This is a genomic window from Streptomyces sp. NPDC002206 (assembly GCF_053593595.1).
In genome coordinates, this window is the sequence record NZ_JBSFCW010000008.1 from 240,047 (window position 1) to 261,789 (window position 21,743).

Genomic DNA, 21,743 nt, shown 5'->3' on the forward strand with positions numbered 1-21,743 from the left:
AGCTCCCAGCAGGATCCCCGCCTCCCCTTCAGCATGAGATCAGTGACCGCGCGGCAGCGGTCACGGGCGACGAAGGGGAGGCGGAGGCATGAACGAGACCGTGGTGACACTGGTGGGCAACGCGGCGACCGGGGTGGAATTCCGGGAGACCGCGACCGGCGGAATGGCGCGATTCCGCTTCGCCGTGACGGCCCGCCGTTGGGACCGGGAGAAGCAGTTCTGGACGGACGGGCACACCAGCTTCTACACCGTGTGGGCGTGGCGCACGCTGGCCTCGAATCTCGCGGGTTCGGTCGCTGTGGGAGAACCACTGGTCGTGCACGGTCGGTTGAAGGTGCGCGAGGAGGAACGGGACGGGCAGCGCCGGACGTTCGTGGACATCGAGGCGCTGGCGGTCGGACACGATCTGACACGGGGGACGGCGGCGTTCCGGCGGGTGGTGCGGGGTGATCCGGCACTGACGGCCGGGCCGGGCAGGCGGGGCGGGTCGGCGCAGGAAGGGGGAGAAGGGAAGGCCGACGGGTTCGGGGGGCCGGTCGAACGGGGGGAGCCTGTTGCGCGGTCCGCGAAGCGGACGCAGGGCGCGCAGGGGGCGCTGGCGGAGCGGAGGGCGCAGAGCGAGCGGGGCGCGCGGCGTGGGGGGCGTGGACCGACGGTGCGTCAGGAACAGATCCCGGAGCTGGCGCCGGCACTGTGATCGGGCCTGTGGGCACGGAAGTTACCGGCGATAACGATTCTGAGTCGGAATGGTTGTACGACGGTATGACGGGGCAATGCGCATCGCCGCTTCCTTAGGATCTCCCAGTACTCACAGGGCACTTGAGTCGGCTGGCGGGACAAACCCCACACGCGCACCAAGCGCGAGGATCCCGCCCGGAGGGGACATCTGTGTTTTCTGCTTCTTCAGCGACTGCTTCAGCATCCATGGCGGGGACGAATCCCCCACGGAGACCGGGCATCTCCCGGCTGGCCGCATCAGCGGTGGCATCCGGGCTCGTCATGGCCGCCGCCCTCGTCGGCGCGGGCAGCGCGGCCGCCGACGAGGCGCCCCAGCACCAGGGTGGCGCGACCGCCGTCCTGGACGGGTTGAAGACCTACGACCGGGCCGTGCTCCACACGGACGGCAAGAAGCAGGAGCTGGCCGCCGGGCTCTTCGAGATGACCGTCGACGGCGGCGGCAAGCTCAAGACGTACTGCATCGACATTCACAACCCCACCCAGGACCAGGCGAAGTACCTGGAGACCCCCTGGGACCAGACGTCGCTCGGCGCCAACAAGAACGCGGGCAGGATCCGCTGGATCCTGCAGCACTCCTACCCGCAGATCGACGACCTCGCGGCGCTCGCCGAACGGGCAGGCACCGGGCCGCTGACCGAGCAGACCGCGGCGGCGGGCACCCAGGTCGCCATCTGGCGCTACTCGGACAACGCCGATGTCGACGCCTCCGACCAGCAGGCCGAGAAGCTCGCCGACTGGCTGGGAGAGCACGCAGAGGACGTCGCCGAGCCCAAGGCGTCCCTCGCGCTGGACCCGGCAGCGGTCTCCGGCCTGTCCGGTGAGCGGCTCGGGCCGGTCACCGTGCACACCGACGCCGGCCAGGTCTCGGTGACCCCGCCCGCCGACTCCGCCAGCGGCGTCAAGGTCACCGACAAGAGCGGCAAGCCTGTCACCGCCGCCGCCAACGGCGCCGAGCTCTACTTCGACGTCCCGGCGGGTGCCGCCGACGGCACCGCGTCGCTGACCGTGCAGGCCACCACCTCGGTGCCGGTCGGCCGTGCCTTCGCCGGGGTGACCAAGAGCCAGACCCAGATCCTGGCCGGCTCCAGCGAGTCCACGGTCTCCGCGACCGCCACCGCGACCTGGGCCAAGAAGGGCGCAATCCCCGCGATCACCGCGAAGAAGAACTGCGCCAAGGGCGGCGTGGACGTCACCGCGAGCAACGAGGGCGACGAGGCGTTCACCTTCGAGCTGGCCGGTGCCGAGCACACCGTCGAGGCCGGACAGTCCGAGACGGTGACCGTCCCGGTCGCCGAGGACCAGGCGTACGACTTCACGATCACCGGTCCCGGCGGGTTCACCAAGACGTTCAAGGGCGTCCTGGACTGCAAGACCACCGGCAGCGGCACCGGCGGCCTCGACACCCAGACCGCGGACCAGCCCGCCCCGGCCACGGCCGGCGGCAGCTCGACCGGCACCGGGGGCGACCTCGCCGAGACCGGCAGCTCCAGCGCCACGCCGATCATCGCGGGCATCGCCATCGCACTCGTCGTCATCGGCGGCGGCGCGGTCTTCCTCCTCCGCAAGCGGAAGACGTCGTCCGCTGGTCGGTCCGCGGGTCAGTCGACCGAGGAGTAAGCGGAACGTGACATCCGAGCGGCACATTGTCACGATGTGCTGCTGACAGCCCCGGTACGCCCACGCGTACCGGGGCTGTCGCGTAACAGAAGACACCCGACCTCACTGCGGCACCGAGCGCCACCGAATGCGGGTCAGGCCCTCGCGGGTGCCGTCGGTGTCCCCGAACTCGGCGTTGATGGGGAGGGTATCCCCGTCCTGGCGGGGGCCGGGCTTCCGGGCGTACCAGATCTCCCGTTCCTGCAGCGGTCCCGTCACCAGCTTCCCGCTGGTGAGGTCGCTGTCCTGGACCTGGCTGCGCACATGGACGAACTGGTCGTCGCGGACCGGTCCGGTGTTGCTCTTTGCCGCCGCGTCCGAGATCCGGTGCAGCACCAGTGCGACCGGCTGGGCGTTCCCGGCGCGCGCCGCCCTGCGGCCGTTGCGTGACCCGGACGCCGCCGAACTCGACGATGACGAGGACGGCGGGGAAGGGTGAATGCGCAGGCCGCGCCTCTTGTCCTGGGTGCTTCGGCCGCGTAGGCGCTAGTGCCGGTCGACGTAGGATCGGATACCGATATCGGAATCGTCACTGCCGGAGGTGTCCAGGTGCGGGAGTTCCAGCGGGGTGCGGTGCGGCTGCACATCCTGCATCACGCAGCCGAGGAGGAGATTCACGGCGCGTGGATGACCGAGGAACTGGCCCGGCACGGCCATCAGATCAGCCCCGGCACCCTGTATCCGACGCTGCACCGGCTGGAGGCCGACGGGCTGCTGGTGTCCGAGCAGCGAGTGGTCGACGGGCGCACCCGTCGCGTCTACAAGGCGACCAAGGCCGGAAGACAGGCCCTGGCGGAGGATCGGCGCGCGTTGAAGGAGCTGGCCCGCGAGGTGCTCGGCAACGACGCGCCCTGATCGGCCTCGTACCGCCGCTGTCCCGGCCAGGGATCAGCAGGCCGCAGACGATCTCGACCGGCCCATGGATGTCAGGAGGTGCGCGGAGTCACCAGGCCGGATTCGTAGGCGAGTACCACGAGTTGGGCACGGTCGCGGGCGTGGAGTTTGGTCATGGCCCGGTTGATGTGGGTCTTCGCTGTCACTGGACTGATCACCATGCGGTCGGCGATCTGGTCGTTGGACAGACCCTGCGCGACCAAGGTGACGGCCTCGCGTTCGCGGCTGGTCAGCTCGTCCAGCCCGGCGTCGGCGGCAGCGGGCAGCGGCTGGGTGACGTACTGGTTGATCAGCTTGCGGGTGATGGACGGCGCGAGCAGCGCGTCACCGCGGGCGGCGACACGCACAGCGTGCACAAAGTCGTCCGGCACGATGTCCTTGACGAGGAAACCGGCGGCGCCGGCGCGCAGCGCGTCCAGGACGTACTCGTCCATGCCGTAGTTGGTGAGGATAACGACGTGCACCGGGGCCAGAGCCGGGTCCGCGGCGATGCGCCGGGTGGCCTCGATGCCGTCGACGACCGGCATCTGGATGTCGATCAGCGCAACATCGGGCAGGTGCTGTCTGGCCAGCGCCAGGCCCTGCTCGCCGTCGGCTGCCTCGGCCACCACCTCGATGTCGTCTTCGAGGTCGAGGAGTGCACGGAATCCGCTGCGAATGAGCGGCTGGTCGTCGACGAGCAGGACACGGATCATGACGCTCGTTCCACGGGGAGTTCGGCCTGGACGGTGAAGCCCCGCTCGCTGCGCGGCTTCGCGCGCAGCCGACCGCCGAGGGCAGTGACGCGTTCCTGCATGCCCAATAGCCCCAGCCCGAGCTTCGGCACCGCGGCCGGCGTGGCCTTGCCGTCGTCATCGACCTGAATGGCCAGTGAGTCGGCACGGTAGACGATGCGGACCGACGCGGTCGCGGCGGAGGCGTGCCGGGTGATGTTGGTCAGCGCCTCCTGAACGATCCGGTAGCTGGTCCGGCTCACCGCGGCCGGCACGTCGGTCCGCTGCCCCTCGATCGTCAGCGTCGCCTCCAGGCCGGCCCTGCTTGCCTGCTCCACCAGCTCCGGGATGTGGTCGAGCCCGCGGGGCGGGGTGGTGTCGTCATCACGCAGCGCCTCCAGGGTGGCGCGTAGTTCCCGGGTCGCCTCACGTCCGGCCTCCTGGATCGCGAGCAGGGCCTCGGGTACCTGTTCACCCCGCCTGCGGGCCACGTGGACGGCGACTTCCGACTGGACCTTGATGATCGAGATTTGGTGGGTGAGCGAATCATGCAGTTCCCGCGCGATGTGCAGCCGCTCCTCATCCGCACGGCGCCGCGCGGTCTCCTCCCGGGTGCGCTCGGCTTCGTCCGCCCGTTGCTCGGCCTGCCGCAGCGCCTCCCCCGCGGCGAACGCGGCGATCAACCAGGCAACCTCGAGGACGTGGCGGGCCTGCGCCAACGCCTCGCCCGCAGGCCCATCGTGGAAGACCAGGGCAGTGAGGTGAAGAACGACCAGCATGGTCACGGACGCCGCCACCGTGACGGCCCGGTGCCCGGCCCGCACCGCGCCGTACACCGCGACCAGGTACGAGACGGCGAGCACGTCGAAACCCGCCGCCTGATACCCCACCGCACACAGCCCGGTGACGGCCAGGACGGTCAGCGGAGCGCGGCGACGCGCGGCCAGTGCGAGGCCGCCGGCTGCCAGCAGCGTGTAGCCGAGCAAGTCGGGGCCCGTGCCGGGGTGCTCCCCGGACAGCCCGGTGCCCAGCAGCAGTGCCGCCACACCGAGGGCGATCGCCCCGTCTCCGACACCGGCCGGGACGCCGAACCGACCTTTGTCCATGCGCGCACCTTAACCGGGTGCCGCTACGGGCACGTCCCGCTCGTGGACGAGCGGCCGGCTACCGCGCCTGCAGTATCCGGGCGGCTCCTGCCGCATCCGCAGCAGGCATCTGCGGCATCGGCGGCAGCGCAAAGTGCCTGCGCCTGAGGGACGACCGGCACTGCGGTCGGCAGACATGCTCAAGGCACAGCGAAACCTTGGAATTGCTCCACGCGGAGAAGAGGAGAGGCATGAACGCACCAGACGTTTTGATGGCGGCTGCCGAGGGCGGAGTCATCGGCGACGGGCGGACCGGGGCCAACCTGGCCCTCGCGGTAGGGGCGGTCGGCGTGGCCATCGGCTGGCTGACGCTGGCCCGCCTCGCCGGCCGTATCCGCACCGGCAACGCGCGCACCGGCTCCATCTCGGCCATGACGATGGGGCTGGCCGGTACGGTCCTCGCGGTGCTGCACCTGGCCACCTCCAGCGGCGGTCCCGGCACCGGCAACGGGCTCGTCGGAGCCATCGCGGCCATCCCGTTGGGAGCGATCGCCATCGTCCTCGGCCGCCGGGCGCTGATCCGCTCCCGCCGCACTGTGCCGGCTGGCTGACCGCAGCGAATCCGCGCGCGGCCGGACACGGTCAGCTGCGGGCCGCGAGACCGCGCCTGATGCCGTAGGCAACGGCACCGAGGGCCAGCACCGCGGCCCCGGAGATCACCGAGGAAATGGGCAAGGCGAAGGCCAGGATCAGGCAGCCGACCAGCCCGAGGACGGGAATGACCCGTGCGGGGCGGCCTTCTTCCGGGGTCAGGGTCCAGGCGGAGGCGTTGGCGATCGCGTAGTACGTCAGGACGCCGAAGGAGGAGAACCCGATCGCCCCGCGCACGTCCGTCGTCGCGGCGACCACCGCCACCACCGCGCCCACCAGGAGCTCGGCCCGGTGCGGCACCTTGAACTTCTGGTGGACCACGGCCAGGCCGTGGGGCAGGTGCCGGTCGCGGGCCATGGCCAGAGTGGTGCGCGAGACGCCGAGGATCAGGGCGAGGAGGGAGCCGAGCGCGGCCACCGCCGCACCGACGCGCACAACCGGCACCAGCCAGTCGGCGCCCGCCGCCCGGGCCGCATCCGACAGGGGCGTGGTGGCCCGCGCCAGCCCCTCCGGGCCGAGGACGGTCAACACGGAGATGGCGACGACGGCGTAGACGACCAGGGTGATGCCGAGCGCGATCGAGATACCCCGGGGAATCGTGCGCTGCGGGTCGCGGACCTCCTCGCCGAGGGTGGCGATGCGCGCGTATCCGGCGAAGGCGAAGAACAGAAGGCCCGCCGCCTGGAGCACCCCGCTGAAGGTTGCGTCATCCCCGACATCGAGCCGGGCCGCGCTCGACGCGGAAGAGGTGACGGTGGTGACCACCACGGCGGCAAGCACCGCCAGAACCACGGCCACGATCACCCGGGTCAGCAGCGCCGACTTCTGCACCCCGGCATAGTTCACCGCGGTCAGCGCCACCACCGCCGCGACCGCGACCGCGTGCGCCTGGCCTGGCCACACGTACGAGCCCACCGTGAGGGCCATGGCCGCGCAGGAAGCGGTCTTGCCCACCACGAACCCCCACCCGGCGAGGTAGCCCCAGAAGTCGCCGAGCCGCTCGCGGCCGTAGATGTAGGTGCCACCCGAAGCCGGGTACCGGGCGGCGAGCCGGGCGGAGGAGGTGGCGTTGCAGTACGCGACCACGGCGGCCAGGGCCAGGCTGATCAGGAGCCCGGAGCCGGCCGCGTGCGCGGCCGGCGCGAGTGCGGCGAAGATTCCCGCGCCGATCATCGACCCGAGGCCGATCACCACGGCGTCGGACACCCCAAGCCGCCGCTGCAGCTCTTCCGGCCCGGCGGCCGTCGATGGCTTGCTCATGGACTCACTCCTCGGCGACAAAGCGCACCTCTTACGGGCTCCGATATCGGCTGACGATATATGAGCCTTCGCGCCTCCGTCACCACACCTCAGGCCATAGCCGCACGCACGGCGATTCTCGTAAATGACCATCTGCGAGAGTCCTGCGGGAGGCCCGGGAGCCGACCCGTTTCCACAGGTGGCCGCTTGCAGAAGTCCCTCAAAACCCGCACGTTGTGCAACGGGGTTCCGAGAGGCTGCCGCCATGGATCTCGCGCCCGATCAGGCCGCATTGGCGGTAGAACATCACGGCTGCCCGAACTGTGACGCACCCGCCGGCAGCGCCTGCCGCACCCGGGGCGGCCAGACAGCCGCGAAGTACCACACCCCGCGGTTTGTCCTCGTCCCCGCGCTCCGCGAGGAACTGGAGATCCCCGTCCCCGCCGACCGCGGCCCCGGCCGCGCGTGGAAGCAGGGCCCCACGCTCGCCGTCGTGCCCGCGCCCAGCGCAGAACGGCCGATCCGGATCGGATACGCCCGCACCTCGACCGCCCGCCAGGAGCTGGCGAGCCAGCTCGAAGCCCTCCACCGGGCCCAGTGCCACAAGGTCTTCAAAGAGCAGATCGGCACCCGCATCAAGGTCCGGCCCGAACTGGAGAAGGCGCCCAATGGGCCCAGTCCCCACCGCGGATCAGCTCGACCCGTTGGCTCGCTGGTGCAGCGGCCGCAGACGGGCGGGAAGGTGGTCCGAGTCCGGGAAGAGGGTTCGTCTTACTGCTACCCCGTGTTGGCGCGGTGCGCCGTGCTGAAGCGGCGCTGATAGGCAGCGGGGCTGATCGACATTTTCCTCACGAAAACTCTGCGCATACTCTCGTAACTCGGGAATCCGGCAAGGGATGCCACCTGCGTTGCGGTGTGCCCTTGGTCGAGCAGAGCTTTTGCCATGTCGAACCGGATCATCTCTACGTACCGGGCCGGCGTGGTGGACAGTTCATTGCGAAAGAGTCGCGTGAGATGTCGAGAACTCACATTCAGGTGCTTGGCGAGCTCGCCGATTGAGTGATTTCCCGCGGGATGAGCCGTCACCAAGTCGGTGATCCTACGGATGGCCGGAGATCGGGGTGGCGGTCCTTGCAGTGGGGCGGAGAACTGCGACTGACCGCCTGAACGCTGCAAATAGACCACCAGGGCGCGGGCGACATCGCGGGTCAGATCAGGGCCGTGATCCTCCTCGACGAGTGCCAGCGCGAGGTCGATGCCGGCGGTCACGCCCGCCGAGGTGTACGTGGCGCCGTCACGAACATAGATCGCATCAGGTTCGACGCGGCTGGCCCGGCACCGGGCGGCGAGTTCTTGCGTGACCTTCCAATGCGTGGTCGCACGCTTGCCGTCCAGGAGACCGGCGGCGCCGAGGACGAATGCTCCGGTGCAGATGGACGCGACCCGGTCGGCCCGGAGCGCCAGGGTCCGCGCGGCCTCGACCAGATCAGGGGCGACAGGGCTTCGCGGTTACCCATCCCACCCGCCGACCTGCATCGCCGCGAGTTCCAAGCCTCTATTGATGGCGGAGGACCTTCACGACGAAACCGCAGAATAATCTTCTGCGGTCCGTCAAAGGCTTTCCGTGTCCAACGGTCATGACGAAAGCGGTCGCGGCTTCTATCGCATGAACTGGACTTTCGCGCATGATGGCGCGAATATCTTCGGTGTGGTTCAAGAGCGGGCCGGAAAATGCCCGATTCTTTCTGTGCTTGCGAAACTCTGATTCGAAAATTTCTTCCAGAAAGGACCATCATGCAAGCCATCACCGTGCGAGACCGTGACGCCGGTGTCGGTGGGCTCTCCCTCACGGACATGTCCTACCCCCACGCCGCTGAGAACGATGTCATCGTGCGGGTGCATGCCGCGGGGTTCACCCCTGGAGAGCTCGACTGGCCGGGAACCTGGTCCGACCGCGCCGGCCGCGACCGAACGCCGAGCGTGCCCGGGCACGAACTCTCCGGCGTTGTCGCCGAACTGGGCTACGGAACCACGGGCCTGACCGTCGGCCAGCGGGTGTTCGGACTGGCCGACTGGACCCGAAACGGGTCACTGGCCGAGTACGTCGCGGTAGAGGCCCGCAATCTCGCTCCGCTTCCGGCGGACGTCGGCCACACGGTGGCCGCCGCCCTGCCGATCTCCGGGCTGACCGCATGGCAGGGCCTGTTCGACCACGGCCGCCTCACGACAGGCCAGACCGTCCTCATCCACGGTGCCGCCGGCGGTGTCGGGTCGATCGCCGTGCAGCTCGCACGTGAGGCGGGCGCCCGAGTGATCGGCACCGGACGGGCCGCCGACAGGGAAACAGCACTCGGTCTCGGCGCGGGTACCTTCGTGGACCTGCAGAACGACCGGCTCGAAGACATCGGCGAGGTCGACCTCGTATTCGATGTGCTCGGCGGCGACATCCTCGAACGCTCGACCGCCCTGGTACGCGCCGGTGGCACCCTCGTCACCATCGTCATGCCGCCCAGAATCCAGCCCGAGAACGGTCGGGCCGTCTTCTTCGTCGTCGAAGCCGACCGGGTCCGCCTCGCGGACCTCGTCCAGCGTGTCCGGGACGGACGACTCAAGCCGGTCGTCGGGGATGTGCCACCACTGTCCGAAGCGCCCGCAGCATTCGCCCACAAAGGGCGCCGCACACGCGGCAAAACGATCATCCAGATCGCGGAAGACTGAATGCGAGCGCCCGCCAGGGATTACGGGACGGCCCTTGGCCCAACGCCTGATGGCCAAGGCTGCTCACGTCGTTACGTGCTCGCCGACCAGGCCCCGAGTCGGTGCTGGTCCAGTACGCCCAGCTCGCTGTCCGGGCGGCGGGACGCGCACGGTCCGATGTTCGGATCCGTGAGGGCGACGCGGGCCTCGTGATCTCCGATCGGGTGCGTGCTGCCCACGATCGAGGGGCAACGTCGACCAACGGCGACCGACAGTGACCGCCCCTTCGGGCTTGATCGTCCGTGCCGCCCTGATCAGGGGGCTCCGAGGTTCCCGTTTCCGTCCTGGGGTGGACGTCAGGCAAGATGGGGTGTATCTGCCCACACCTCTATTGCTGCCGGACGGTTTCTCTTGGCTGAGTTCATCTACACCATGCGCAAGACGCGCAAGGCGCACGGCGACAAGGTGATCCTCGATGACGTCACCCTGAACTTCCTGCCCGGCGCGAAGATCGGTGTCGTTGGCCCCAACGGTGCCGGTAAGTCCACGGTGCTGAAGATCATGGCGGGCCTGGAGCAGCCGTCCAACGGTGACGCGTTCCTGTCGCCCGGCTTCAGCGTCGGCATCCTCATGCAGGAGCCGCTGCTCGACGAGTCGAAGACCGTGCTGGAGAACGTCCAGGCCGGCGCCGCCGAGATCATGGGCAAGCTCACGCGCTTCAACGAGGTCGCCGAGCTCATGGCGACGGACTACTCGGACGCGCTGATGGAGGAGATGGGCAAGCTCCAGGAGGACCTGGACCACGCCAACGCGTGGGACCTGGACGCCCAGCTGGAGCAGGCCATGGACGCCCTGGGCTGCCCGCCCGGTGACTGGCCGGTCGTCAACCTCTCCGGTGGCGAGAAGCGCCGTGTCGCGCTCTGCAAGCTGCTGATCGAGGCCCCGGACCTGCTCCTCCTCGACGAGCCCACCAACCACCTCGACGCCGAGTCGGTGAACTGGCTGGAGCAGCACCTCTCGAAGTACGCGGGCGCCGTCGTCGCCGTCACGCACGACCGGTACTTCCTGAACAACGTCGCCGAGTGGATCCTCGAGCTGGACCGCGGCCGCGCGCTCCCGTACGAGGGCAACTACTCCACGTACCTCGACAAGAAGTCCACCCGACTCAAGGTCGAGGGCCGCAAGGACGAGAAGCGCGCCAAGCGGCTCAAGGAAGAGCTGGAGTGGGTCCGCTCCAACGCCAAGGGTCGGCAGACGAAGTCCAAGGCACGTCTCGCCCGGTACGAGGAGATGGCGGCCGAGGCGGACAAGATGCGGAAGCTGGACTTCGAGGAGATCCAGATTCCGCCGGGCCCGCGGCTCGGTTCCATCGTCGTCGAGGTCAACAACCTCTCGAAGGCCTTCGGCGACAAGGTCCTCATCGACGACCTGTCGTTCACGCTGCCGCGCAACGGCATCGTCGGCGTCATCGGTCCGAACGGTGCGGGCAAGACCACGCTGTTCAAGATGATCCAGGGCCTGGAGGCGCCGGACACCGGCGCCATCAAGGTCGGCGAGACCGTCAAGATCTCCTACGTCGACCAGAGCCGCGCCAACATCGACCCCAAGAAGACCCTCTGGGCGGTCGTGTCGGACGAGCTCGACTACATCAACGTCGGCCAGGTCGAGATGCCGTCGCGGGCGTACGTCTCCGCGTTCGGCTTCAAGGGTCCGGACCAGCAGAAGCCGGCCGGTGTCCTCTCCGGTGGTGAGCGCAACCGCCTCAACCTGGCGCTGACGCTCAAGGAGGGCGGCAACCTGCTGCTTCTCGACGAGCCCACCAACGACCTCGACGTCGAGACCCTGTCCTCGCTGGAGAACGCACTCCTGGAGTTCCCGGGCGCCGCAGTGGTCATCTCCCACGACCGCTGGTTCCTGGACCGCGTCGCCACGCACATCCTGGCGTACGAGGGCGACTCCAAGTGGTACTGGTTCGAGGGCAACTTCGAGTCGTACGAGAAGAACAAGGTCGAGCGTCTCGGTGCGGACGCGGCCCGCCCGCACCGCGCCACGTACAAGAAGCTCACGCGAGGCTGATCGTCTTGGCTCGTCATATCTACAGCTGCCCGCTGCGCTGGTCGGACATGGATGCCTTCGGCCACGTCAACAACGTGGTCTTCCTCCGCTACCTGGAGGAGGCGCGCATCGACTTCATGTTCCGGCTGGCGCCGGGGGACGGCTCGCCGTCCTTCGCGGGCGGGTCCGTCGTGGCCCGGCACGAGATCGACTACGTGCGCCCGCTGGTCCACCGGCACGCGCCGGTGACCGTCGAGTCGTGGGTCACGAAGATAGGTGCCGCGTCACTGACGATCTGCTACGAGATCAAGGACCCGGACCAGGTGTACGTGCGGGCCTCGACCGTCGTCGTGCCGTACAACCTGGCCGAGGAGCGGCCGCGGCGGATCTCCGCGGAGGAGAAGCACTTCCTCCAGGAGTTCCTGGCCGAGGAGCCCGCCGCCGCATGACGGTTCCCGTGCAGCTGTTGGAGTTCGCGGACGCGAGGGAGGCGGCGGATCTTGCCGCCTTCCTCGGCCGGCTGCTCCACTACGACCGGGCGGCCGCCGTCCGGCTGCAGGCGGGCGGCGGCGCGCTGGCCGTGTTCGGCAGGCCGCCGTCGTTCGAGGTGCTCGCCATCCGGACGGCGCGGCTGCGCGGCACGCACGACTTCGACATCACCGTGTCCGCCGGTGAGCTCCTCGAATCGCTGGACATCGATGGCGGCACCCACGAGGCACACGGTGCGGGCACCCTGCCCGCGCCCGTCACCGGGCCGCCGTGGACCGGAGTCCTCCCGCCGCGGGGCGGCTGGCACGAGCAGCCGGGACTGCCCGACCCCGTCTCCCTGCGCGTCGAGCTGAGCGCCGCGGTGGCGGAGTTCCGCTCCCGCGACGAGGCGCTGCCCGCGGACCGCCGCACCAGGGCGGAACGGGACCTGATCGGCCGCGAGATCTGGTCGCGCACGGTCGGGGACACGGAACTCCCGCTGCGCGCCGTCCACGCCGCCCAGTCCCTCGGCTTCCTCCGCCCGGCCCCGGACTTCCCGGTCGCCCTGCTCGCGTCGGGCCCCTGGCTGCGGCTGCGTACCCCGTTCGGCTCGATCGCCCTGCGCGGTGCGGGCGGCGGCCTCGGCGATCTCGGGGTGTCGGTCGGCGTCCGCTGACACCGCGTCCGGAGCGGACCTGCGGGAGAGGCGCCCGCTATCCGCGCTGCTGGTCGTCGTCCGGCCACACCCCGATGTGGTCCTGCTCCAGTTCCAGCATCACGCGGTGCTCCATCCCGAGCGTCTTCGTGTACTCGGCGGGCAGTTGCAGCCGCCCCGCGCGGTCGAGCATCGCGTACTCGCGGGCCACCTGGGACTCCTTGCCCGTCGCCGCGTCCACCTCCGTACGGCGCAGCACCTCGGACGACGTACGGCCGTCGCGGATGGCGACCGTACGGCGGACCTCGCCCGCCACCGCCTGGTCGTGGGTGACGATCACGATCGTCGTGCCCAGCTCCTCGTTGGCCCGGCGGAACGCGGCGAAGACCTGCTCGCCCGTCGCCGAGTCCAGCTCGCCGGTTGGTTCGTCGGCGAGCAGCACCGAGGGATTGTTGGCGAGCGCGACCGCGATCGCGACCCGTTGCTGCTGGCCGCCGGACATCTGCGCGGGCCGCCGGTCGCGGCAGTCCGCGACCTCCAGCATCTGCAGCAGGGAGTCCGCGCGCGCGGCGCGTTCGCGGCTCCGGCCGCGGCCGTGCAGTTGCATGGGCAGCGTGACGTTCTGGACGGCGCTGAGGTAGGGGAGCAGGTTGCGGGCGGTCTGCTGCCATACGAACCCGACGACGTCCCGGCGGTAGCGGAGCCGCTCCTTCGGGCCCATCGACAGCAGATCGCAGCCCGCGACCTTCGCCGACCCGGCCGTCGGTACGTCGAGGCCCGCCAGGATGTTCATCAGGGTCGACTTGCCGCTGCCGGACGCCCCGACGAGCGCCATCAACTCGCCCTCGGTGACGAGCAGATCGAGGCCCTGGAGGGCCTGCACCTCCACCCCGTCCGCGCTGAAGATGCGGACCAGCCGATCGCAGGCGATCAGCGCGTCGTGCCCGTACGAGGGCCGGTCGCGGCGTGCGGCGGCCCGCTGTTCGAGCTCCGCCAGAGTGGTCTCGGTCGTCGACGACGTCATCGGGTGTCTCCTGCCCTGAGTTCGGTGATCGATCCACGGCGCCCGGCCCACCAGGCCTGTACGGCTGCCACGGTGGCGGCGAGGGCGACCACGCCGAGGGCCGGCAGCGCCAGCGACCACGGGTCGGCCCGCAGCGGAGCGGTGTCGAGTACGTCGGAGCCGGGCCCGCTGGACAGCGCCAGCTGTACCAGGTCGACGCCGGGTGCCAGCAGGGCGATCGTCGACCAGCCGACGAGCAGTCCGCCGGCGGCGGCCAGCAGCGCCTGTGGCATCGCCTCGAGGCCGAGGAGCCGTCGGCCCTGCCGGAGGGTGAGGCCCATGGTCCGCAGCCGGGCCAGCAGCGCGGTGCGTTCCGGTGCGGTCTGCAGCAGCGACAGCAGTACGGCGAGCAGCGCGTAGCCCGCGCCGGCCGCGATCGCCGCCGCGTAGATCCGCTCGGCGCCCGACTGCATGGGGGTGTCGACGAACGCCGCGCGCTCCTCGGACCGCAGCTGTACGGAGAATGTCGAGCCCGCCCGGTGCGCGGCCGCGCGCAGCGCCTTCGCGTCCGGGGAGCCGCCGGTGACCAGCAGGGTGGTGGTCTGCCGGTGGGTGAGGGACGCGGCGTCGACGATCAGGAAGCCGGCGCTGTCGACGGCCGGTGTGCGCGTCACCGTTCCGACGACGCGCACCTTGAAGTCCCCGGCCTGCGAGTGGATGTCCCGCGGCCGTTCGCCGAGGCGCTCGGCCACAACCGGTGAGGCGAGGACGGGCAGCACCCGGTCCTTCGACGGCAGCGTGCCCTTCCTGGGCGCCGCCCCGGTGGCCTTCAGCCGGTCTGCGGGGAACGGTCCGAAACCGGTTGCACGCGCCAGCTTCGCGTACGTCCCCGGATCGACACCGACCAGCGTGGCGCCCTTCGCGTCCTCGACGCCGGCGTCGTTGGACGGCAGCGGTACGCCGTACTCGATCTGGAGCGGCGCCACATCCCGTACACCGCCCGCTTTCCGTACGTCCCGGACCAGCCGGTCCGGCAGCGGCATCGCACCGCCCTCGCCGCTGATCCGGGCGTCCGCACCGGTGGCCCGCACCGCCGCATCGTCCCGGGCGTCCGCGACGCCCGCCAGCACCGAGCCGCCGAACGCCGCCGTCGTGAGCGCGACGAGCAGCGCCAGCAGGGCCGGTGCGCCGCTCACCGACGCGCGCCCGGCGCGGGCCAGTGCGAGGAAGCCGACCGCGCCGCGCAGCCGTGCGACGGTGCGGGAGGCGAGCCGGAGCGGCAGCGGGTACAGGCGGGCGAGGACCAGCGCTGCGATCAGCCCGACCAGCACCGGAGCGGCGCTGACCAGGAAGTCCGTACCGCCGCCCGCGGCGGTGCCGCGGCGGCGCAGCGCGGCGACCGCGCCGACGGCCAGCACCAGCACGGTGAGTTCGGCAACCGTGCGCCGCCGCGACGGGCGAGCGGTCATCATGTCGTCGCGGGCGCCGTGCAGCTGCGGTCTGCGGTGAAGGAGCGTCGTACCCAGCGGCAGGGCAACACAGACCAGTACGGCGACGGCTGCTGCCCCGACGACCGCGGGCCACAGCCGGGCCCCGCCGATGGCGGCAACGGCGAGCAGCAGACCGACAGCCGCCGCGGGCACCGCCGTCACCGCGGTCTCCGCGAGCAGCCGCCCGCCGATGCCGCGCAACGAACCGCCGCGTGAGCGCAGCAGGGCCAGTTCGCTGCGGCGGCGGGCGGCGAGCAGGCCGCCCGTCATCAGCAGCACGACGGCGGCGACGGCGCCGATTCCGACGGCGGCGACCGTGACGACCGGGCTGATCGCCGAACGCAATGCGTCGTACCGGGTGAGGACCACGTCCAGATCGGTCGTCAGTGTCGCCGCCGGACCGGCCAGCGCACGGAGCTTCAGCAGCTCCGGGCCGCTCTCCAGAGAAGCCACCCGGGAGCGGAGCCGGTCCACCTCGAGCGCGGTGAGCCGGGAGGCGTCCGGCGCGATCCGCCAGTACGGCTCGGGCGCACCGGTCGTGGAGAGCAGCGCGGGCGCTGCGTCCGGCGGCAGCAACAGGGCCGCTATCCAGTAGTAGAGGGGGGGACCTTTGGTGTTCGTCGGGACCAGCGCAGGGGTACGCAGCAGGCGCTCGAACGACCAGTAGGCGGCACCCGGAAGCTTCGGGGCGACAATGCCGGTGATCCGTACGGTCAGCGGCTCCTCGCCCCGGGTCGGTACCGCGATCGTCGAACCCACCTTGAGCCCCAGGGCCTTCGCGGTCTCTTCGGTGACCGCGGCCTCGACCTCCGTGGCGGTAGTGGTGACCTCGCCGTGGACGGTGGGCCAGGCGCCGTCGCGCAGCGTGGCGTGGGCCGGCAGGGCCGAGGGGGTGGCGTACGTCAGTTCGGGGTCGAGGCCATAGGGCCGGGGCAGCCATTTCTCCCCGGCGGCGATCGGCTCCGTCGTGCGGATGCCGTACGAGGACTGGAAGGCGTCGGCGCGCACCGGTTCGGGCAGCCCGGCCAGCACCTTGCGGTGGACCGCGCCCAGCGTCGCCTTGCGCACCGCGGCCGCGCGCTCCGCCTCGACACCCAGGGCAGGCGGCGGAGCGGTCAGCTCCAGAACGCTGCGCCTGGGGTCCTCGACAACCAGGTCGTGGCGCAGCCCCTTGCTCTCGTACGCGTCGACGGCCCGTGGGAACGCGGCGGCGAGGAATGCTGTGACCAGCACCAGCAACCCGAGCGTGCAGGCGGCCGCGGGCGCGGTACGCAGCCGGGTACGGACCCACGGGGCACAGGCCGCGGCCCGGGCGTCGCCTGCGGAACGACCGCTGTCGGAACGTGGGCTCATATCAGTTGTCCCCCTGGTGGCGCAGCGAAGTCACCGGGTCGGCGCGGCGCAGGGCGATCGCCGCCACGATCAGCAGCGGCAGCGCGGCGACGCCCGCCAGCAGCGCGGCGACCTGCCCGGCCGGCAGCTGCACCAGCACGGGCGGCACCGGCTGGGCGGCCTGCCCGGTCAGCACGATGAGTGGCACGACGGCCCTGGTCAGTACGGCCCCGAGCGCGAACCCGACCAGCAGCGCGATGGCGATCAGCACGCCCTGCTCGGCGGCGATCATCCGGGCCGGCCCGCGGCGCGGCGCCCCCAGGGCCCGCAGCACGGCGAATTCGGCGGACCGTTCGCGCTGCGATCCGGCAGCGCTCACCGCGAAGCCGACCGCTGCCAGCGCGGCGGCGACGACCGCCACCGCGAGCAGTGCGGACTGCGGCCCTGCGCCCAGCGGATCGCCCAGCAGATCCCGGGCCACCTCGTCGCGGACCAGGACCTGCGCCGGGTCGGTGTCGGGCTGCTCACGGAGTGCGGCGGCGACCTTCCCGGCCTGGCCGGGGTCGGTGCTCAGCCACCATTCGTTGGCGGTGAGGACCGCGTTCGGGCGGTCCGCGAAGACCTGGCCGAGGGCCCTGAGGTCGAGCAGCAGCGCACCGCCGTCCCGGCTCCGGGACGTCTCGGCGGCAGCGGCGGTGGCGACACCCGGCCCGGTGGTGGGCAGCTGACGGGCCGTCCGCACGATCTTCACCCGGACCGTTTCGCCGGCCAGCGTGACATCGACGTCCTGCCCCAGCTTCGCCCCGGACGCCTTCAGATAGGCGTCGGTGGCGACCCCGCGGAGCGGCGGGGCCTCGGCGTGGGGCGCAGTGGCCCGCAGGTTGAGGGACGGTACCCCGTAGCCCGTGTCCTCGACCGGAACGGACCCGGTGTCGTATCGGAGCGTCAGCGGGTCCCGGTCGGACGCGGCCGCGTGGACGGGGGCGCCCGGCCCCGTCTCGTTGAGCAGAGTGGTGGTCAGGGCACCCTGCCAGCCGAACCCGGCCGGGACGGGGACCGGCTGCTCGGTGCCGTCCGTGGTCACGGTCCGCAGCCGGCTCACGGTGACCCGGTGCGTCTCGGCACGGTCGACGGGCTGTCTGCTGTCCAGCTCGAACCCGGTCACGGCCAGCTCACCGGCGGCCGCCACCGCGAGCGACAGGGGATGCGCCCGGCCATCCGCCGGCACGGGTCCGACGAGCACCTGGTACGGCAGGCCGTAACGGTCCTCCAGCTCCACGGTGACCAGCGGGGCCATGCCGGACGGCGACGCCCGGTGCGGTGCGGAGGGCACGGTGATCCGCAGGTCGAACCGGATCTCCCTGCTGCCCTTCGGCAGCAGCAGCCCGGTCCGCGCGGTCTTCGGCGGTTCGAGCGCGCCGAGCAGGCGGTCCACCTGTTCGCCGGCGAGATCGTCGCGCATCAGCATCCGCTCGCCGGCGTGCGCGGTGTCCAGGGCGACCACGTCCGCCGTGCGGTCGCCGGACAGATCCACCTTCGTCCGGAACGCGGGCGCCGCCTCCCGTACCCCCGGCAGCTGTGCGTACGCCCCGGCCTTCGTGGGATCGCCGTTGATTCCGCCGACCATGCGCACCGACGCGCCCGTCCTGAAGTCGGCCTGGTCGCCCTGCGAACGGTCCCAGGACGCACTTTGCCCGATCGCCAGCATCCCCATCGCGGCAGCCAGGACCAGTAGCAGCACCGGTCCGGCGCCGCGCAGCGGACGGCGACTGAACTGCCATCCGGCCAGCGCGGTGGACAGCCCCCGACCGCCCGCCGCACGACGTTCCGCCAGTCTGGCCGCGGGCGGCAGCAGCCGCAGCGTCAGCACGGTGCCCGCGAGCAGCAGCAGCGCGGGCGCGGCGACGAGCAGCGGATCGACCCCGAGATCGCCCTCCCGGTCACCGCTGAGCGCACCGCTGCCGGAGCTGCCGGTCTGCCGGTCGAGCTGCCAGTACGCCACCGCCGCGATCAGCAGCAGTCCGATGTCGGCGCCCGCGCGCACCGGCCCGGGCAGCGCGGCGGTCCGGGTACGGCTGCGCACCCCCGCGCTGGCGGCCAGCGCGGGCGCGACGACGGCCAGTGCACAGGCCAGCGCGACGGCGGCGGCCACCAGCCACACGGTGCCGGTCGCGCCCGCGTCGAGCCGCAGCCCGAGCCGGGTCAGCTCGCTGCGGTCCGCCAGCAACCGGGTCAGCGGCCCGGCCAGCAGCGGGGCGATGACGGCGGCGGGCAGCGCCAGCAGCAGCGCCTCGATCGCGGCGAGCGAGGTGATCCGGCCGCGCGAACCGCCGCGGGCCCGCAGCAGTTCCGTCTCCCCGCCGCGCTCACTGCTCAGCAGCCGGGCCACGAGCAGCAGTGCGTAACCGGCGAGCAGCACCAGCTGCACGGCGACGATCATCAGGGTCGAGCGGGACACCAGCAGCGCCCGGTCGATCTGGTCGAGGACGGTGGGCAGCGAGGTCTGTGCGAGGGCCCCGTCCTTGAACTCCGGGGCGGCGAGGAGCGCCTTCGGGCCCTTGGTCGATGCGGTGTGCAGCGCGTCGATGCGGTCCGTGGTGACGGTACGGAAGTCGGCGACGGCCAGCCACGACATCTCACCCGAGCTGATCCGCCCGGAGTCGAGCACGGCGGGATCGGCGAGCAGCGGACCGTACGTGGTGAAGACGACCTTGCGGATGCCGCGCCCGCCGAGCTCGTCCAACTGCCAGTACGGGTCGGCCTGGTCGGCCGCCTCGTAGAGGCCGGTGATCAGGACCGGCAGTCTGGTGCCGTCGCCGAGCCGGTCGGTGAGCGTGAGTCGCGCGCCGGGCTTCAGCTTGAGGACATCGGCGGCGACGGAGGGCAGGGCCACCTCGACGGGGGCGCCGCTCTTCCCGCTCCCGGCGCCGGGCATGCGGCCGGCGGTGAGACGGACGCGGCTGCGGTCGAGCGAGGCGAACCGGGTGAGATCGGGATCGCCGCGCCGGGCCGCCGGAGCCTGCAGGCTGCGCGGCAGGGCGTACGGCCCCGAGGCCTCCAGCGTCCGTACGGTCACCGCCAGGCCGTCGAACGTCTCATGGGCGGCCTGGCGCGCGGTCGCGTCGGCCGCCTCCCGCTGCTCGCGCTCCACCTGTGCGGAGATGACGAGCGAGGCGGACGCGGCGGAGCGGTGGGTGAGCGTGTGGCGCAGGGCCGCGTCGCCGATGGAGCCGGAGAAGGCGGTGAGTGCCGCCAGCACCGATGTGGTGAGCAGGACGGCCAGGACGGCTGCGGCGAGAAGGAGCCGATGCGCCCTCACCCGCAGAAAGACGAACCCCGTCACCTGGCCCCCTCGACACTGTCACCCCACGCGCCCCCCGACGCTCCCAAGATGCTTTCAGAGCGCACCCACCTCTGGAAACCGCTTGCACGTGCACCTTGATGGGATCGTGATCGTTATGCGGCGGCGGAGCACCGCATTCCGCACAGTGCGTGGGTGCGAGAAGGGGAGGAAGGTGCTGGAAAGGGAGAAAGGGGAGAAAAGGGCTGAGCCATCAGCCCTCGGTGTTCACCATCGAGGCGGCGGCGTACGTGAGGTAGTCCCACAGCTGCCGCTCATGTTCCGGGGACAGCCCGAGCTCGTCGAGAGCCACCCGCATCCGGCTCAGCCAGGCATCGTGCGCGGCCCGGTCCACCCGGAACGGGACGTGCCGCATCCGCAGCCGCGGGTGACCGCGCTGCTCGCTGTACGTCCTGGGGCCACCCCAGTACTGGATCAGGAACAGCGTGAACCGCTCCTCGGCCGGCCCCAGATCCTCCTCCGGATACATCGGCCGCAGCAGCGGGTCCTCGGCAACCCCCTGGTAGAAGCGGTGGACCAGGCGCCGGAAGGTCTCCTCGCCGCCGACCTGCTCGTAGAAGGTCTGCTCCTGAAGCGTGTCGTGCGGATTCTCTGTCACCCGTCCATGGTCGCAGACGCACCGGCCGAGGACCTGGGTCCTAGGACCCGGGCCGGGACGGCCACTGTGCGCCTCGTCGCTTCCGGGGGGTGCGAGCGGGAGAGTGGAGGTATGGGGCCACACCTGGATCAGTTCTCGGAGGCCGGCGCCGGGGCCCGGTGGGCGATGGCGCGGGAAATGGTCGCGCGTGGTGCGTTGAAGGACCCCGCCTGGCGTGCCGCGTTCGAGGAGGTGCCGCGCCATCTGTTCGTGCCGTACTACTTCGTGACCGGGACCGGCGGGCCCGCGCGGCTCTGGTGCGAGGACCCCGACCCGGCCCGGCGGGCCCGGTGGCTGTACGGGGCGTACGCGGACGAGGCGCTGGCCACCCGGATCCGGGACGGTGAGCTCGTCTCGTCGAGCAGCCAGCCGTCGATGATGGCCCGGATGCTGGAGGAGCTGGAGATGGCGGACGGCATGACCGTCCTGGAGATCGGTGCGGGCACCGGCTACAACGCCGCGCTGCTCGCTCACCGCCTCGGCGACGACGCGGTGACCACCATCGACCTCGACCCGGAGATCACGGAGTCGGCCCGCAGGCATCTCGCGGCGGCCGGCCACCACCCGGCGGTGATCACCGGGGACGGGGCGCGGGGCTGCCCGGAGCGGGGCCCGTACGACCGGATCATCGCGACCTGCACCCTGCCGTCCGTACCGCAGGCATGGCTGGCGCAGTGCAGGCCGGGGGCGCGGATCCTGGCGCCGTTCGCCACCGGTCTGATCATGCTGGAGGTGCGGGAGACGCTGCACGGAAGGTCCGCCGAGGGGCGGTTCCTGCACACGCCCGCGTACTTCGTGCCGCTGCGCGGGGCGGTGCCACCGCCGGTGCGCCACCCGCACACCGCGGGACTGCCGAGGCGGGTGGCCGACGACGAGTTGTTCCTGTTCCTGCTGACGCTGACCGAGTCCACTCTCGACCCGCGCGAGGCCCTCTCACTCTGGCAGCGCGAGAGACGCCCCGAGCGGGCGAGGTTCGGCATCACGGTCCGGGACGGGCGGCAGTGGGCCTGGCTGGACGACCCGGAGGGGCCGTACGCCTGGCCACTGCCCGCCGACCTCGCGGACTGAG

At 71.3% G+C, this 21,743-nt stretch carries 19 protein-coding genes and 1 pseudogene; 10 read left to right on the forward strand and 10 right to left on the reverse strand.

What is annotated here, in order from left to right; translation table 11 throughout:
* Positions 1 to 88 precede the first annotated feature (88 nt).
* Both ACWCP8_RS18165 and ACWCP8_RS18170 read left to right on the forward strand, forming a co-directional pair.
* Positions 89 to 697 (forward strand): single-stranded DNA-binding protein, encoded by a 609-nt coding sequence (locus ACWCP8_RS18165; protein ID WP_451116866.1) that lies wholly within the window; start codon positions 89 to 91, stop codon positions 695 to 697.
* 227 nt (positions 698 to 924) lie between these two features.
* On the forward strand, positions 925 to 2,355 hold the full coding sequence (locus ACWCP8_RS18170) for an LAETG motif-containing sortase-dependent surface protein (protein WP_451116868.1): 1,431 nt from the start codon (positions 925 to 927) through the stop codon (positions 2,353 to 2,355).
* Positions 2,356 to 2,457: 102 nt separating this feature from the next.
* Here the strand turns inward: ACWCP8_RS18170 and ACWCP8_RS18175 are convergent, their stop codons facing one another.
* Complete coding sequence (locus ACWCP8_RS18175) at positions 2,458 to 2,730, reverse strand: hypothetical protein (RefSeq protein WP_451116870.1); 273 nt, start codon at positions 2,728 to 2,730, stop codon at positions 2,458 to 2,460.
* A gap of 213 nt (positions 2,731 to 2,943) precedes the next feature.
* Here ACWCP8_RS18175 and ACWCP8_RS18180 point away from each other — a divergent pair, with 213 nt between their 5' ends.
* Positions 2,944 to 3,249, forward strand: a complete 306-nt coding sequence (locus tag ACWCP8_RS18180; protein ID WP_451116872.1) for a PadR family transcriptional regulator — start codon at positions 2,944 to 2,946, stop codon at positions 3,247 to 3,249.
* Positions 3,250 to 3,320: 71 nt separating this feature from the next.
* On the opposite strand, the gene ACWCP8_RS18185 is transcribed toward ACWCP8_RS18180, so the two are convergent.
* Both ACWCP8_RS18185 and ACWCP8_RS18190 read right to left on the reverse strand, forming a co-directional pair.
* The gene (locus ACWCP8_RS18185; protein ID WP_356005343.1) at positions 3,321 to 3,983 is read right to left on the reverse strand and encodes a response regulator transcription factor; all 663 of its coding nucleotides are present in this window, start codon (positions 3,981 to 3,983) and stop codon (positions 3,321 to 3,323) included.
* A complete protein-coding gene (locus ACWCP8_RS18190; protein ID WP_451116874.1) occupies positions 3,980 to 5,107 on the reverse strand; it encodes a sensor histidine kinase in 1,128 nt (375 codons plus the stop codon). Before ACWCP8_RS18190 ends, ACWCP8_RS18185 begins: the two co-directional genes overlap by 4 nt.
* A 230-nt stretch (positions 5,108 to 5,337) precedes the next feature.
* Between ACWCP8_RS18190 and ACWCP8_RS18195 the strand changes: the two genes are divergently transcribed.
* On the forward strand, positions 5,338 to 5,697 hold the full coding sequence (locus ACWCP8_RS18195; RefSeq protein WP_356005346.1) for a DUF6223 family protein: 360 nt from the start codon (positions 5,338 to 5,340) through the stop codon (positions 5,695 to 5,697).
* Positions 5,698 to 5,728: 31 nt separating this feature from the next.
* Here the strand turns inward: ACWCP8_RS18195 and ACWCP8_RS18200 are convergent, their stop codons facing one another.
* The gene (locus ACWCP8_RS18200; RefSeq protein WP_451116877.1) at positions 5,729 to 6,997 is read right to left on the reverse strand and encodes an APC family permease; all 1,269 of its coding nucleotides are present in this window, start codon (positions 6,995 to 6,997) and stop codon (positions 5,729 to 5,731) included.
* A 244-nt stretch (positions 6,998 to 7,241) separates the two neighbouring features.
* Between ACWCP8_RS18200 and ACWCP8_RS18205 the strand changes: the two genes are divergently transcribed.
* Entirely contained in the window at positions 7,242 to 7,796 is a 555-nt protein-coding gene (locus ACWCP8_RS18205; RefSeq protein WP_451116879.1) for a zinc finger domain-containing protein, read from the forward strand.
* Here ACWCP8_RS18205 and ACWCP8_RS18210 read toward each other — a convergent pair.
* Positions 7,754 to 8,485 (reverse strand): annotated as a pseudogene (locus ACWCP8_RS18210) (GlxA family transcriptional regulator); the annotation flags it as partial. The gene ACWCP8_RS18205 and the pseudogene ACWCP8_RS18210 overlap by 43 nt on opposite strands.
* Positions 8,486 to 8,770: 285 nt before the next feature.
* Between ACWCP8_RS18210 and ACWCP8_RS18215 the strand changes: the two are divergent.
* Positions 8,771 to 9,694, forward strand: a complete 924-nt coding sequence (locus ACWCP8_RS18215) for an NADP-dependent oxidoreductase (protein WP_352262251.1) — start codon at positions 8,771 to 8,773, stop codon at positions 9,692 to 9,694.
* A 71-nt stretch (positions 9,695 to 9,765) separates the two neighbouring features.
* Here ACWCP8_RS18215 and ACWCP8_RS18220 read toward each other — a convergent pair whose 3' ends face one another.
* Entirely contained in the window at positions 9,766 to 9,948 is a 183-nt protein-coding gene (locus ACWCP8_RS18220; protein ID WP_451116954.1) for a DUF6233 domain-containing protein, read from the reverse strand.
* A 136-nt stretch (positions 9,949 to 10,084) separates the two neighbouring features.
* On the opposite strand from ACWCP8_RS18220, the gene ettA reads away from it, so the two are divergent.
* Genes ettA through ACWCP8_RS18235 form a run of 3 tightly spaced genes read left to right on the forward strand, consistent with a single transcriptional unit; the run spans position 10,085 to position 12,872 of the window.
* The gene (ettA, locus tag ACWCP8_RS18225; RefSeq protein ID WP_352262250.1) at positions 10,085 to 11,749 is read left to right on the forward strand and encodes an energy-dependent translational throttle protein EttA; all 1,665 of its coding nucleotides are present in this window, start codon (positions 10,085 to 10,087) and stop codon (positions 11,747 to 11,749) included.
* 5 nt (positions 11,750 to 11,754) lie between these two features.
* Positions 11,755 to 12,177, forward strand: coding sequence for an acyl-CoA thioesterase (locus tag ACWCP8_RS18230; protein ID WP_030921448.1), 423 nt, complete (start codon positions 11,755 to 11,757; stop codon positions 12,175 to 12,177).
* Positions 12,174 to 12,872 carry a hypothetical protein gene (locus ACWCP8_RS18235; protein WP_352262248.1) on the forward strand — a complete coding sequence of 233 codons (699 nt, stop codon included), beginning with the start codon at positions 12,174 to 12,176 and terminating at the stop codon, positions 12,870 to 12,872. Before ACWCP8_RS18230 ends, ACWCP8_RS18235 begins: the two co-directional genes overlap by 4 nt.
* Positions 12,873 to 12,909: 37 nt before the next feature.
* On the opposite strand, the gene ACWCP8_RS18240 is transcribed toward ACWCP8_RS18235, so the two are convergent.
* The 4 genes from ACWCP8_RS18240 to ACWCP8_RS18255 all read right to left on the reverse strand — a co-directional run bounded on the left by ACWCP8_RS18240 (position 12,910) and on the right by ACWCP8_RS18255 (position 20,635).
* Positions 12,910 to 13,875 (reverse strand): ABC transporter ATP-binding protein, encoded by a 966-nt coding sequence (locus ACWCP8_RS18240; RefSeq protein ID WP_352262246.1) that lies wholly within the window; start codon positions 13,873 to 13,875, stop codon positions 12,910 to 12,912.
* Positions 13,872 to 16,697 carry an ABC transporter permease gene (locus ACWCP8_RS18245; protein WP_451116882.1) on the reverse strand — a complete coding sequence of 942 codons (2,826 nt, stop codon included), beginning with the start codon at positions 16,695 to 16,697 and terminating at the stop codon, positions 13,872 to 13,874. The genes ACWCP8_RS18240 and ACWCP8_RS18245 overlap by 4 nt, the downstream gene beginning before the upstream one ends.
* A gap of 1 nt (position 16,698) precedes the next feature.
* Complete coding sequence (locus ACWCP8_RS18250) at positions 16,699 to 20,019, reverse strand: FtsX-like permease family protein (RefSeq protein ID WP_451116884.1); 3,321 nt, start codon at positions 20,017 to 20,019, stop codon at positions 16,699 to 16,701.
* Positions 20,020 to 20,230: 211 nt separating this feature from the next.
* A complete protein-coding gene (locus tag ACWCP8_RS18255; RefSeq protein WP_326603771.1) occupies positions 20,231 to 20,635 on the reverse strand; it encodes a globin in 405 nt (134 codons plus the stop codon).
* A gap of 111 nt (positions 20,636 to 20,746) precedes the next feature.
* On the opposite strand from ACWCP8_RS18255, the gene ACWCP8_RS18260 reads away from it, so the two are divergent.
* Positions 20,747 to 21,742 carry a methyltransferase domain-containing protein gene (locus ACWCP8_RS18260; protein WP_451116887.1) on the forward strand — a complete coding sequence of 332 codons (996 nt, stop codon included), beginning with the start codon at positions 20,747 to 20,749 and terminating at the stop codon, positions 21,740 to 21,742.
* The last annotated feature ends 1 nt before the right edge of the window (position 21,743 follow it).

Bases quoted from the DNA above. Each gene is read 5' to 3' on its own strand.
- ACWCP8_RS18195 (WP_356005346.1), top strand. From the start codon at position 5,338: ATGAACGCACCAGACGTTTTGATGGCGGCTGCCGAGGGCGGAGTCATC.
- ACWCP8_RS18240 (WP_352262246.1), bottom strand. From the start codon at position 13,875: ATGACGTCGTCGACGACCGAGACCACTCTGGCGGAGCTCGAACAGCGG.
- ACWCP8_RS18185 (WP_356005343.1), bottom strand. From the start codon at position 3,983: ATGATCCGTGTCCTGCTCGTCGACGACCAGCCGCTCATTCGCAGCGGA.
- ACWCP8_RS18190 (WP_451116874.1), bottom strand. From the start codon at position 5,107: ATGGACAAAGGTCGGTTCGGCGTCCCGGCCGGTGTCGGAGACGGGGCG.
- ACWCP8_RS18165 (WP_451116866.1), top strand. From the start codon at position 89: ATGAACGAGACCGTGGTGACACTGGTGGGCAACGCGGCGACCGGGGTG.
- ACWCP8_RS18205 (WP_451116879.1), top strand. From the start codon at position 7,242: ATGGATCTCGCGCCCGATCAGGCCGCATTGGCGGTAGAACATCACGGC.
- ACWCP8_RS18200 (WP_451116877.1), bottom strand. From the start codon at position 6,997: ATGAGCAAGCCATCGACGGCCGCCGGGCCGGAAGAGCTGCAGCGGCGG.
- ACWCP8_RS18215 (WP_352262251.1), top strand. From the start codon at position 8,771: ATGCAAGCCATCACCGTGCGAGACCGTGACGCCGGTGTCGGTGGGCTC.
- ACWCP8_RS18245 (WP_451116882.1), bottom strand. From the start codon at position 16,697: ATGAGCCCACGTTCCGACAGCGGTCGTTCCGCAGGCGACGCCCGGGCC.
- ACWCP8_RS18235 (WP_352262248.1), top strand. From the start codon at position 12,174: ATGACGGTTCCCGTGCAGCTGTTGGAGTTCGCGGACGCGAGGGAGGCG.
- ACWCP8_RS18170 (WP_451116868.1), top strand. From the start codon at position 925: ATGGCGGGGACGAATCCCCCACGGAGACCGGGCATCTCCCGGCTGGCC.
- ACWCP8_RS18260 (WP_451116887.1), top strand. From the start codon at position 20,747: ATGGGGCCACACCTGGATCAGTTCTCGGAGGCCGGCGCCGGGGCCCGG.